The sequence below is a fragment of the Gordonia sp. LMA167 genome, from assembly GCF_058130025.1.
Map to the genome: position 1 here is coordinate 93,003 of NZ_CM176708.1, position 12,563 is coordinate 105,565.

Genomic DNA, 12,563 nt, shown 5'->3' on the forward strand with positions numbered 1-12,563 from the left:
TGCACAGAGGGGCCGGACGGTTGATCCGGGCGAGTCGGGGAATCGGGGCGGATGGGCGCGCGTGGGGTTGTTTCGGGTCGTTCGATGACGGTGTCGCGAGGTGCCGCCCGTCGGTTCCTGCTCACGACGGTCGCCGTCGGGGCGGTGATCGCGGTCGCGGTCTCGTTCGGGGGTGAACGCGGAGTCGGCGCGATGGCGTCTGCGAAGCCGGTGACACCGGCGGCGACCGCTCCCTCCGCCGAGCCCACGGAGTGTGTCGGTTCGAGATTCGCGACCTTCGGGGCCGTCTACGACGCCATCTTCGACTCGCTGCTGCCGAGGATGCCCGACGAGATCAAGAATCAGGCGTCGACCATCCGCGCCCGTGCCCACCGGGACATGCAGCGCATGCGCATCGCGAAACTCGCGGTCTCCAATCACCCGTACGACCTGGGCGCCGACGACAAAGACCCGATCATGACGTATCGGGATCCCATCTCGCAGTGGATCGTCACGCAGTTGATCAACGTGCGCGACGGACATGCCGCCGAGGCGATCCCCGTCGAGAACCTGACGGTGGCCCAGGCCGTCGAGACCGTGTGGCTCTATCTCTACGTGACGGTGATGGTTCCGCTCACCATCGCTCGTCGGACCGTGCCGTCCATCGCCACCATCACCGGTCCGATCACGGTGGGCACCCTGATCACCCTGCCGATCCTGCTCGGCGTGTTCGCCGCCACCCAGCTCTACAAGGCGGTCAGCGCGAAGCTGATCGATGCGTGCATCGTGTCGGTCACGCGCTCGGAGAAGGAGAATGCGGGCAAAGCGGTCAAGGATCTCCGGTTCACCTCCGCGGTGCCCGAGATCATCCGCGACATCGCCGGGCAGGTGGACATCGCCGACCCGACGACCTGCCCGTCGATCGGCAGTGTCCCGCTGTCGCGGATCGTGACGCGGACGTCGAACTATCTGCAGTCGATCACGAGCAATCCGGCGACGGACCGTCGGATCGCCGTCATGACCGACGGTCTGCAGGGCTGGATGCGGCAGACACGTGTGCATCAGAACCTGATCCCAGCCGACCCCGCCGACTTCAACCTGCCCGAGTACGCGATCTCGCAGATCGGGGTGCTGATCCCCTATGTCGGTGGCGCGCCACTGGACATCGGTATCGGGTTGAGCCACAACCGCAATCAGGGCGACGACCTGTTGGCGACCGAGCCGCTGTCCGAACTGTCGGTGACCAAGACGCTGACCGCGGCGTACTACGCGTATGCGCTTGCCGCGCACATGGTCGAACTGGCCTGGTCCGAAGCCGGGGTCGACCCTGCCGCGTCGGTGCTGAACGATCTGTTCCCCGGCGCGGGGATCACCGCGGACATGGTCCCCAAGTCGACCGGGATCGTCGGGGCACCGAACCTCTACGGACTTGTCGTGTACCACAACGTTCTTCGCTCGATGTGTCTTGCCGAGGACAAGCGGCCCGCGCCGACGACGCCGGCCAAGAAGCCGGTGAAGGTGACCGCGGCGAGGTGGTGATCGGGGCCCAACCCCGCCACCGGCTGCTGAAAACCACCCTCACGAGACGCGCCGTCGGCATTTCGCCGACGGCGGTCACGAGGTGGGCGGTTGTGGGCAGCTTTCTCTGCGCGGGCAGTTCCGGTCAGGGGGTGAGGGGATGGCCGAGGATGCCCAGCCCGGCGAAGGCCAGTTCGGCGAGGATGTCGGTGTACCGGGACAGCTGTCCACCCCGGTCGTCGGATTCCGTTGCGTCGACGAGTCCTTTGATTCCGTCGAACGCACCGACCAGGACTGTGGCCAGCCCGACCGGGTCGAGGTCGTCGCGGAACTCCCGGGATTCCTGGCCTGCACGAATGATCCCGCTCAACAGCGTGATCCACGCGTCCATGGGTTTGGTGACGACCTCGGCGAACGCTTCGTCGGCGCCCAGTTCCTTAACGAGCCGCACCACACTCCACGCCCCGGGTTCGCGGTCGAGGAGATCGACCATCGCCGGGATGACGTCGGCAAGTTGCTCAGTCGGGGTCGTATGCGCCACGACGCGCTGCTGAACCTCGTCAACCCAGCGACGTTCCTGGTCGTCGATGACGGCCAGCGCCAGCGCGGCCTTCGACGGGAAATAGAAGTAGAAGGCGCCTTTGGTGAGCCCGGACCCCGCGATCAGTTCACTGAATTTTGTTGCCCCATAGCCTTTCTCAGCGAACACTCGGGCCGCGACATCGAGCAGCAGGGCCCGGGTGGCGGCGCCCTTCGCGGTCGACGGTTCGGCTGGACTCACACCGGAGAGAGTAAACCTTCTGGTAGGTTTTTTCAAACCTACTGGTAGGTTTTTAATGGTGTCAGATCTCGACGCGCTGAACAGACCACCACCCCACCGAGCGTCGCGACTGTTTGCTACTCTTTCGATCGCGCGGTGAATGCCTCGCACGCCGATGTAGTTCAATGGCAGAACATCAGCTTCCCAAGCTGAATACGCGGGTTCGATTCCCGTCATCGGCTCCAGAATCGCGGGAATGAACTGCATCTCGATATATTCGAGTACCCGCTGATTCGCTCATGCGGTGGTCACGATCGACTTCACCGCTGAGCGATGCCGAAGCACCCCCTCTCGGGCAGGCTGATTCTGTCGGGATCGCCGATGAAGCGGGACCCCGCACTTCTCTCGCGTGCTAGAACCGACGGTAGGGCTGAGATGCCCGACGACCGTTGAGGAGATCGGCATGTCGCAAGGGATCAGCGTTCACCAGGAGGCCGGGATCGGCGTCGTCACGCTCACCGAAGCGGGCCGCCGCAATCCGTTGTCGTCCGACACGATGCACGAGATCACGTCTGCCCTCCGCACCTTCGACTCCACGGCGGACGTCCGGGTGATCACGATCCGCGCACTCGGCCCCGCCTTCTCGGCCGGTCACGACCTGTCCGAGCTGGTCGGTCGAACCCTCGACGACGAACGCGCGGTCTTCGCGGCGTGCACCGAGATGATGGCCGCGGTGCACGATGTGCGGCAACCGGTCATCGCCGAGGTCGCGGGGTTCGCCTTTGCCGCCGGATGCCAACTCGTCGCGACCTGTGATCTCGCCGTCGCCGCAACGTCGGCGAGGTTCAGCACACCGGGAGTCAAGATCGGGTTGTTCTGTTCGACCCCGATGGTCGCGCTCACCCGGGCGATCGGGCGCAAGCGGGCGATGAAGATGTTGTTGACCGGCGACGTCATCGATGCCGCCACCGCCGCCGACTGGGGACTGGTGAACGATGTCGTCGCCGATGACGAATTAGCCTCCACAGTGCGAGATCTCGCGTTGAGGATCGCGTCATCGAGTGCACTGACCGTGGGCATCGGGAAGTCGGCGTTCTACCGACAGATCGACGAGAGCGAAGCGGATGCCTACGCCCTGATGCAGGAGACGATGGCGACCAATGCGATGAAGTGTGACGCCCAGGAAGGGATGTCGGCGTTCCTGGACAAACGAGATCCGATCTGGACCGACTCCTGATCTCGGTTGCGGTACTTCCGGATTCAAAGCACCAGCGGAACAACCACACCCGGCCCCCGACCAGACCCAAAGCACCAGCCGAACCCAAAGCATTAGCGGAACAACCACACCCGGGCCCTGAGGAGGCTCAGAGCGCTAGCGGAGGGCCGTCACGAAGGGCCGAGTTGGGGATGGGGTGGGCAGAGAAATCCAGCCGGCCGTGGAACGGCCCCGAACAACCATTTCGGTCGTCCGGGGCCGCGATCTGGGTGCGGGTCAGTCGCTGGTGCTCGACCCACTCGAATCGGTCGACCCCGAATCGCTTGTCGACTCGGTCGACTGCGTGTCGCTCGACGCCACGGTGCCGGCGGTCGACGAGTCGACGTCGTTCGAGGCCACGGTGTCCGCCGTCGATCCACTCGAGGCGTCGGTTGCCTGCGATGTGGAGTCGGACGTGTCGGTGGCTGTCACCGATTCCGTGGAGCTCAGTGTCGGGCCGGTGGAGGTGACCTCCGACGCAGGAGCCACGGTCACCGTCTGAGGCGCGGCCGAGTTGTCGGGCTCATCGGCCTGCACCGCCGCGGGCAACACCGCGCTGCGAGCTGTCACAGTCGGCGCGGGCGCCACGGTTCCGGTTGTTCCGGTGGCCGGGGTAGCTCCTGCACCGGTCCCCTGCGGGTCGATCGAAGGCAGACCGAACGGCAGGTCGAAGCTCGGCACATCGAAACTCGGGATCAGCTCACCGAGATCGAACGTGCCGGCGTGATACACCGGCAGAGCCAGATAGTTCGGCCGCCACTGTCCGTTGATCTCGACGAGGGGCGCAAAGGTGAACGTGGAACCGAGCCAGTGCATGACCACCGAATCCGAGAATCCATAGCCGCTGGTCAGCGCCACCGAACTCGATCCGTCGGTGCTCAGACGCACGAAATCCTTCGTCAGCACAGGAGATTGGCCGGCGAGAATATCGCTGACCACGGTGCCGAGGACGTCCTGTGGTGAGTAGACGGCCGCGGTTGGATCGGTCAGGGCGACCTGCAGAGAGCGATCCGGATGCACCATCGCGGAGGCATCGAAGAGTCCACCGACGTTGACCGCTGCGCCGACATCATCGGCATAGGCGAAGCTGATGCCGCCGAAGGCGTCGACCTGCTGGACTCCTGGCAGAACCGTCGGATCCTGGATCGTCAGACCGAGCAGGTCGCCGAACGGCCCAGTCGCAGAAGGGTACTGCGATGGGGAGTTTCCGAACAACGTTGCGCCGACGTCGTCGGTGTTCCACGCGTGTGCAAGGCCGCCGATGGTGAAGGCATAGGCTGTCCGTCCGTCGCTGGCGCCCGCAGTCGCCAGGCCGCCGGAACTCGAGTGAGCGAATGCGTCACCGCCGGTGGTGGCGAACGCGACGTGGTACCCGTTGCCGCTGATCGTCGCGGTGCCGTCCGCTTGCGCCGGTTGGCCCAGCGCCGGCATCTGGTCGCCGATACCGAGAAAGTTCAACGCGTTGTAGCCGGTCTCGACGATCGTGTACGCGCCGCCGGCAAGCTGATAGATGCTCGTTGGCACGAGTTCGATGTTCTCCGGGGCGACCATCGCGATACCGGTGCCCGTCGACTGGGTGCCGTCGGCACCGCCGTTCGAACCGCCCGGTCCGGCCACCTGGATGCCGTACTCGTCGGCCAGTTGCGAGCCGCCGCCGTTGATCACGGCAGCGAGGACGGTGTTCAGGTCAACCGAGTTGGTGTCCTTGATCGCTTGCTGCACCTCGGCGAGGCTCCGTTGGAACTCCTGCGCGTCTTGGACGCCCTGGGCGATCTGATCGAGGATCGTCAGAGGCTGGTTGGGCTGTGTCGGAACGATCACGGTGATGGCGCCCTGAGCAGCGTCTTGGACATCCTTGATGGTGCCGGTGACGTTCGCAATGGCGTCGTTGACGCTCTGGTTGATGCCCTGGGTGATGGTGCCGATGAGCGACGCCTGCGCGGGCTGTGCGGCCGCGCCCATGCCGATGGCGGCGGCGGACAGGACGACGAGTGCTCCGCGGAGTGCCTTCTTCGACGGTTCGATGTAGTTCCATTTCCGGCTGCCCGAGGGTTCGCCGGTCTGGGTCAGCGGGACGTCGTTGTCCTCGCTGGACGGGGTGGACATGTACTTCACTTCCTTCATCACAATTGGTGTGCGCATCTAGTACATCGCTGATAGACACAACATAGATACATGTTTCAGGAAGTGTTTCTGTGACCTGCATGACGCTGTGAGCACCACCTAATTCACGCGACTTACAGTGAGAAGCTGCACTTCAGCGCCCGCATCTCCCAGCGCGCTGACATCACTTGGTAAAGCGTTGGTAAAGCGATCCTCGTGAATAGACCCCAACGCTCGGGGCGCCGATCCCGCCCGAGCTCTGACGACGATGCCGTACATTCGGGAGTCGCCACGTGACTGCAGTCACACGGGGGCGGGCTCGGCGACAGCCGGGTGGAACGTCGCGACTTGACCGATCCGCACAAGGGAGACAGTGACATGACACCGGATTACGGGGCCTTCCAGCTGGAGATCTATCTGGCCGGGACCCAGGGGGTGCTACCCCGCTACCCGGTGGACTCCGAGTCGCTCGAACACAAGGCGCAGGACGTTCTGCCACCCTGGATCTGGTCGTACGTCGCGGGTGGCTGCGGGAATGAGCGAACCCAGCGCGCGAACGTCGACGCCTTCGACACGTGGGGCCTCGTGCCCCGCATGGGTGTCGGGGCGACCGAGCGTGATCTGTCCGTCGAGTTGTTCGGGACGACGCTGCCGTCGCCGGTGTTCATGGCGCCGATCGGGGTGATCGGGATCTGCTCCCAGGACTTCCACGGCGACCTGGCCGTCGCGCGGGCCGCCGAGCGCACCGGCGTCCCGGCGGTACAGTCCACGCTGTCGATGGACCCCATGGAGGCGACCGGCGCGATCCACCAGGAGACACCGGGCTTCTTCCAGCTCTACATGCCCAAGGATCGTGACCTCGCACTGAGTTTCATCCAGCGTGCGGAGCAGTCCGGGTACAAGGGAATCGCCGTCACGATGGACACCTGGACGCCGGGCTGGCGGCCACGGGACCTCAACACGTCGAACTTTCCGCAGCTGCGCGGTATGTGTATCTCCAACTACTTCACCGACCCCAACTTCACCGGCAAGCTCGACAAGAGTCCGGAGGAGGACATGGCCTCGGCTGTGCTGGCTTGGGCGTTGAACTTCGGCCAGCCGGTCACCTGGGACGATCTGGCCTGGATTCGTGAGGTGACCGATCTGCCGGTCATGCCGAAGGGGATCTGTCATCCCGACGACGTCCGGCGCGCGATCGACGTCGGCGCCGACGCGATCTACTGCTCGAACCACGGTGGGCGCCAAGCCAATGGCGGACTGTCTGCATTGCAGCACCTGCCCGACGTGGTGGCCGCGGCCGGTGAGACACCCGTCCTGTTCGATTCGGGGGTGCGCAACGGCAGCGACGTCGTCCTCGCCCTCGCGCTCGGCGCCACCGCGGTCGGCATCGGCCGCTCCTACGCCTACGCGCTGGCCGTCGGCGGCGAGGACGGTCTGGTCCATCACCTCCGGTCGGTCCTGGCCGAGGCCGACCTGCTGATGGCGATCAACGGCTATCCCACGATTGCCGATCTGCGGGCCGACGGGGCGCTTGTGCGCCCCATGTAGCAACCCGGCGACGTCCGGGTTCGAGCCATGGCCGGCGCGACACCCCTTCTCATCACGACTGCTGCGGCAATTCGTCGAATCGGCAACCTCGGCGAGGTTCGCGAGGCACTCTCGATCGTAGGAGCGTTCGATTCGAGCGAACGGGTCGAGGCTCGCGCTCCGGCCCGACTGCTACAAGGAGCTGCCCATGAGTACTGCAGGTTGGATCATCGTCATCGTTGTCATCGTCATCGTCCTGATCGCCGCCGTACTGTTGCTCGCGCGTCAGCGTAAAGAGCGCCAACGGGTCAAAGCCCAGAACATCCGCGAGAACGCGACGCAGCAGGTCTCCGACCTACGCCATCGTGAGGCGATGGCCGAGGAGTCCGATGCACGGGCACGCAAGGCTCAGGCCGAGGCCGACGCGAAAGCGGCAGAGGCCAAGCGACTCAACGAACAAGCGCGCGTCCACCAGGGACAGGCCACCGAGTCGCGGCAGGAGATCGAGGGCGAGTTCGCTCGCGCCGACAAGATCGACCCCGATGTGGGACGCGACGGGAACCGCCGCCAGACCGAGGATCAGCCCGACGACGACCGAAACCGCCACGAGGTCCAGGATCCGGAAGCACCCCCGCAGCCACCCGAGTCCCGCTGAAGGAACTTGCGGCAGAAGGAGATCGTCGTCCGTCGCCATCACGGTACCCAGCGCTGGACTCTCGACCTCGTGACCTTGTGCCCTTGTGAACGCCCAACGGACGTCGAAGGCTTGATGCATGAGGTCCGCGGCCGGGATGGCTGGGGCGGTCGGCATCGCGTCCGTCCTCTATCGGTTGTGGCTGCGTCCTCGACTCCTGCACTGGGGTGCAAGCGATGTGGAGGTGACCGGACCGTATCCGGGAGCTGAATTCGTTCCCGGCGGCACGCGTGGAGCGACGATGGCGGTGACGATCGACGCTCCGCCGGATCTGGTGTGGCCCTGGATCGTTCAACTGGGCGGCGACCGTGCCGGGTGGTACTCCTGGGATCACCTCGACAATGCGGGGCGCCCGAGCGCGCGGGAAGTGCACCCCGAGTGGCAAGACCTCGAGGTCGGCGACACGATCAAGTACCGCACGGGAAGTCAGCGGTTCGTGGACGCCTGGGTGGTTGCGGCGCTCGAGCCGAATCGCTTCCTGGGACTGCACGGGTTCACCGATCTGCGGGGCCGTTCGCTGGAGCCCGGTCGGCCCCGGCCGTCGGCGTACAGTGAGGGGCTGTGGGGTTTCCTGTTGAAGGACCTACCGGACGGGCGTACACGCCTGGTCATCGGCGGCTACGAGGCGTTCCGTCCACAATGGTTCGGACGATACATCGTTCCGTGGGTGTTTCCGCCGATGGTCTGGGTCATGCAGGCACGGATGCTGGCAGTGCTCAAACGCAATGTCGAGCGGGCCGCCGACGCCCCACGCCACGTGACGACCGCACCGTCCGAATGAGATTCTGGCCTTCTCACGGCGCCATCGGCGATGCCGGGGGGCCAGGAGGTCCCGACATGTTGTTCGTCTCGACTGATCGCGCCCCCGAGGAGCTCCGATGACACAGCCCCGACCTCTCGGTGTGGCGATCACCCCACTCGAGACGCGACGAGACCTGGTGGTGAGACTGGCGATACGCGCCGAGGAGCTGGGGTATGCCGCCGTCTATGTCGCCGAGGGTTGGGGGCACAACGCCGCGGTGCTGCTGACCGAGATCGCACTGAAGACCAGTCGTATCCGGATCGGGACCGGCGTCCTGAACGTGTGGGGCCGCAGCCCGGCGACCACGGCGATGCTCGCGACGAGCCTCGGCGACCTGGCCCCGGGACGGTTCGAGCTCGGACTCGGCGCCGGTAGTCCGCAACTCGCGGAAGGGCTGCACGGCGTCGAGTTCCGCGCCCCGGTCGCGCGTCTACGCGCCTACACCGCCGAGGTACGCAGTCTGCTCGACGGGGAGCGGGCGCACTCCGGCGTGCCCGGATGCCGCCCGATGCGGCTGGCCGCGCAACCGGCCACGTACATTCCGATCTCGTTGGCCGCGCTGGGGCCGCAGGCCATCCGGCTCTGTGGTGAGGTCGCCGACATCTGGAACCCGTTCCTTCTGCCGCGGTCAGGGCTCGCCGAACGGACACGCCTGCTGGACGAGGGTGTCGCGGCCGTCGACGGGCGGACGCGACCGCGCATCTGTCCGGGGATTCCGACCGCGGTGCACACCGATCCTGAACAGGCGCAGGCGGTGGCGGCCTGGTGGATCACCTTCTACCTGACCAAGATGGGTCCGCTCTACGGCCAGACGCTGCGGTCGCTGGGATTCGAGGAGCCCGTGGACGCGGTCGTCGCGGCCGCAGGCGGCGGTTCCACCGGACTGCCCGAGGCCGCACAGCCGTTGGTCGGTGAGCTGACCCTCACCGGAGACCCCGACACGGCCGCGGACTCCCTCGACGGGTGGTATGACGCCGGCGCCGATATGCCGACCGTCGTCCTTCCCCCGAACCGCGACCCCGACGACCTCGAGCAAACCCTGTACGCCCTGCGGCCGCAATGAAAGTCGCGCTTCGTCGGCACCACGCGGACTACAGCGGACCTTCCTCGATCGTGAACGACGCGGGCCGGTAGTCCGAGTACCTGATCCAGGTGGGCTTTATCCGGATGTAGGCGACGTCCGGCCAGTTCGATCGCTCCCGGCCGTCGGGGTAGGCGCCGAGGTAGGCCTCCCGGCATCGGTCGGCATCGGGCCCGTCGGTCAACACGTCGGCGGCGCCTTCGCATTGGACCGTCACCTCGTCGTCCCACCCGACGACGAGGGCGACGTTCGCGTTGCGGCCGAGATTGGCGTATTTGCGCGAGCTCGACGATGTGTCGAAGATGAGCTCGCCTTCGTCGGTCGCGGCGATGCCGACGAGCGCCGCCTCGGGCCGGCCGCGGGCGTCGGCGGTGGCCACGACCCCCAGGGGGTGCGCTCGTACGAACTCGACCAGTCCGGACAGATCCATTGGTCACCCACTTTCTCCGGCATCGGGGCCGTTCATGAACGACGCGGACAGCTCCGATGCTCGCGCTGAAGGCCCCACCATCGAATCTCCATCTTGATACAGAAAGCCGGTGATCATCGCGGGCTCGGCCCACCCACGCACTTCCTCACCTGGGTGTGGGACAAAGGACCCTGGCGGTTCGTCGGCGGCCGGGGAGAAGCTGGAAGCGCGCGGAGTGGTCGAGGAGAGCACATGCCCACAGTCGATGTTCCGTTGCCTGTTGGTGAGCAAACGTGAGTGTGCTCGTTCATCAGGCAGCCTCGCCTTGCGGTGAGGCGCTTCCGTTACCGGATTCAGGTTTCATCGCCACCAGCGCCGCCGGAGCGGTCGTCTTACGGTCGGCTCCACCATTGTCGAAGCAGGCACTCTGCTCCGCTCGCGCATAGCGTGCGAGGTTGATTGCGGCGTTGAGATCACGATCGATCTGCAACCCGCAGTCGCCGTTACTGCACTGGTAGAGGCGTTCTGACAGGGCCAGTTTGGTTTTCACTGACCCGCAGCCAGAACACGTCTTCGAGCTTGGATACCACCGATCGACTCGCACGCATGTCGAGCCGTACCAGCCGGTCTTGTAGTCGAGCTGCCCGAAGAACTCACCGAACCCGGCATCAGCGATCGAACGATTCAACCCGCGTTTGCGGGCACTACCGGCGGCCATCATGTTCTTCACCGCGAGCGTCTCGGTACCGATCACCTCGAACGACTGCGCCAACCGGGTGGTGAGTTTGTGGAGTCGGTCACGCCGCAGGTTCGCGACCCGCGCGTGCTCGCGGGCGAGCTGCTGTTGGGTACGCCGCCACCCGGCCGACGGCTCCTGCCGGGGCGTACCTGCGGGGTCGTCCCACGGACCCTGCTGGCGGGCCGCTTTGCGGTGCAACGCCCGCAACCGCCGCCCGGCATGGCAGAGTTCCTTCGGTGCCCGAACCCGCATCACCTCCCTGCCCTCCGGGGTCGCGGCGACAACAAGGTCTTTCACCCCCAGATCGATCCCGACCACCGGTGCGACCAGCTTGACATGTGTGGGCCGCTGCACGGCGCGGGCGACGACACAGGTGAAGCTGACCAGCCACCGGCCGCGCTCGAATCGCACTGTGGCCCGGAGAATCCGTGCCGTACCCGATTCCAGGCGCCGCGCGAGCTTGCGAGTCGACTCATGGACCCGGACAGTGCCGAGTTTGGGCAACGTCACGTGATGGCGGTCAGGCTCGACGCGGATTGCGCCGGTGGTGAAGGTGAACGTGCGGGTCGACCGTTTCGATTTAAACGACGCGAACCCCACCCGCGCACCACCACGGGCGCCTTTCCGGCTGGCATCGAAGTTCGCCAACGCCTCCGATAGGTTCCTGCACGCCCCGGCGTAGGCCTCCTTCGAGTTCACCGGCCACCACGGCAACCCGTCCTCGTCGAGGGCCACCTGGTGCTTGCGGCGGTTGAACTCATTCCGCAATGACTGGAACGACCACCTCAGCGACGGGGTCAGGTCCTCAGGAGCGATCCCGTAGGACTTCTCGGCCTCCCGCTGCGACAGATTCGCCTTCACCGCCCGCAGCATCGTGTTGTATGCGAACCGCGCACCACCAGCATGCGACTCCAACACCCCGACCTGCCCATCGGACGGATCGAGTGCGTACTGGTACGCCTGTAGCACGTGCCCGTCCGGGATCTGGAACCTCACGGCCATCACACAGTCCCAGCGTCGGGTTGCTTCGCCGCGGTGACCGCCCGCATCGCCCGGTTGCGTGCTCCTCGCCGCCCGTACAGGCGGGCACACATCGACGTCAGGACCTCGATCATGTCGCGGACCAGATCATCGTCACTCTCGCCGTCGTCGGCCACCACAATACGACGGCCCTGCACCGACAATGCAGCGTCGAGGTGCTCGACCCCGAACCGCGCCAGACGGTCCCTGTGCTCCACGATCACCACTGTTGCAGACGGGTCCGACAACACCCGCCGAATCCTCGGCCGCTTGCCATTCAAGCCCGAGCCGACCTCGGACACGACCTCGCCAACCGTGTGCCCATTGACCGTGGCCCACTCGCTCACCCACGCGACCTGCCGGTCCAGATCAGCCCGCTGGTCATGCGAGGACACCCGCGCATACACAACACTCCGACCAACAGGCTCGGTGACCGAAGTCTCCACCCACATCGTCCCCGACTCCAACCGCCGAGCAGGAACCGGCATCCGACCCTCACGAAACCACCGATACGCCGTCTACGGATGAACACCCCGCGACCGCGCCCACACAGCCAGCTACACACGCCAACAAATACACACCTTCGATCACGTCTACTCACAAACCAACGAACTGTTCAGAACCCCCGACGAGATGCCGGCGTGGGCGGTCCTGCCGGCACGCTTCGCCCGCGCCG

General features: G+C 65.8%; 10 protein-coding genes, 1 tRNA gene and 1 pseudogene. 7 read left to right on the forward strand and 5 right to left on the reverse strand.

Annotated elements, in window-relative coordinates; all coding sequences use genetic code 11:
- The first annotated feature begins 84 nt into the window (after window positions 1–84).
- A complete protein-coding gene (locus ACVT6V_RS00410; RefSeq protein WP_489897863.1) occupies window positions 85–1,518 on the forward strand; it encodes a hypothetical protein in 1,434 nt (477 codons plus the stop codon).
- Window positions 1,519–1,642: 124 nt separating this feature from the next.
- Here ACVT6V_RS00410 and ACVT6V_RS00415 read toward each other — a convergent pair whose 3' ends face one another.
- Entirely contained in the window at window positions 1,643–2,278 is a 636-nt protein-coding gene (locus ACVT6V_RS00415; protein WP_489897864.1) for a TetR family transcriptional regulator, read from the reverse strand.
- A 150-nt stretch (window positions 2,279–2,428) separates the two neighbouring features.
- Between ACVT6V_RS00415 and ACVT6V_RS00420 the strand changes: the two genes are divergently transcribed.
- Window positions 2,429–2,502: transfer RNA gene (locus ACVT6V_RS00420), tRNA-Gly, on the forward strand.
- 218 nt (window positions 2,503–2,720) lie between these two features.
- The gene (locus ACVT6V_RS00425; protein ID WP_489897865.1) at window positions 2,721–3,494 is read left to right on the forward strand and encodes an enoyl-CoA hydratase; all 774 of its coding nucleotides are present in this window, start codon (window positions 2,721–2,723) and stop codon (window positions 3,492–3,494) included.
- A gap of 255 nt (window positions 3,495–3,749) precedes the next feature.
- Here ACVT6V_RS00425 and ACVT6V_RS00430 read toward each other — a convergent pair whose 3' ends face one another.
- The gene (locus tag ACVT6V_RS00430) at window positions 3,750–5,618 is read right to left on the reverse strand and encodes a hypothetical protein (protein ID WP_489897866.1); all 1,869 of its coding nucleotides are present in this window, start codon (window positions 5,616–5,618) and stop codon (window positions 3,750–3,752) included.
- Between the two features lie 375 nt (window positions 5,619–5,993).
- Here ACVT6V_RS00430 and ACVT6V_RS00435 point away from each other — a divergent pair, with 375 nt between their 5' ends.
- From ACVT6V_RS00435 to ACVT6V_RS00450, 4 genes are all read left to right on the forward strand, one after another.
- Window positions 5,994–7,163: an alpha-hydroxy-acid oxidizing protein gene (locus tag ACVT6V_RS00435; protein ID WP_489897867.1), complete on the forward strand. Its 1,170-nt coding sequence runs from the start codon at window positions 5,994–5,996 to the stop codon at window positions 7,161–7,163.
- A 187-nt stretch (window positions 7,164–7,350) separates the two neighbouring features.
- A complete protein-coding gene (locus ACVT6V_RS00440) occupies window positions 7,351–7,797 on the forward strand; it encodes a hypothetical protein (RefSeq protein WP_489897868.1) in 447 nt (148 codons plus the stop codon).
- A gap of 118 nt (window positions 7,798–7,915) precedes the next feature.
- The gene (locus ACVT6V_RS00445) at window positions 7,916–8,617 is read left to right on the forward strand and encodes an SRPBCC family protein (RefSeq protein WP_489897869.1); all 702 of its coding nucleotides are present in this window, start codon (window positions 7,916–7,918) and stop codon (window positions 8,615–8,617) included.
- Window positions 8,618–8,714: 97 nt separating this feature from the next.
- On the forward strand, window positions 8,715–9,701 hold the full coding sequence (locus tag ACVT6V_RS00450; RefSeq protein WP_489897870.1) for an LLM class flavin-dependent oxidoreductase: 987 nt from the start codon (window positions 8,715–8,717) through the stop codon (window positions 9,699–9,701).
- A gap of 28 nt (window positions 9,702–9,729) precedes the next feature.
- Here the strand turns inward: ACVT6V_RS00450 and ACVT6V_RS00455 are convergent, their stop codons facing one another.
- The 3 genes and pseudogenes from ACVT6V_RS00455 to ACVT6V_RS00465 all read right to left on the reverse strand — a co-directional run bounded on the left by ACVT6V_RS00455 (window position 9,730) and on the right by ACVT6V_RS00465 (window position 12,444).
- Window positions 9,730–10,149: a pyridoxamine 5'-phosphate oxidase family protein gene (locus ACVT6V_RS00455; RefSeq protein WP_489897871.1), complete on the reverse strand. Its 420-nt coding sequence runs from the start codon at window positions 10,147–10,149 to the stop codon at window positions 9,730–9,732.
- 289 nt (window positions 10,150–10,438) lie between these two features.
- Window positions 10,439–11,869 carry an IS607 family element RNA-guided endonuclease TnpB gene (gene tnpB / locus ACVT6V_RS00460; protein ID WP_489897872.1) on the reverse strand — a complete coding sequence of 477 codons (1,431 nt, stop codon included), beginning with the start codon at window positions 11,867–11,869 and terminating at the stop codon, window positions 10,439–10,441.
- Window positions 11,869–12,444, reverse strand: a pseudogene (locus ACVT6V_RS00465) (IS607 family transposase). The gene tnpB and the pseudogene ACVT6V_RS00465 overlap by 1 nt, the downstream one beginning before the upstream one ends.
- Window positions 12,445–12,563: the final 119 nt, after the last annotated feature.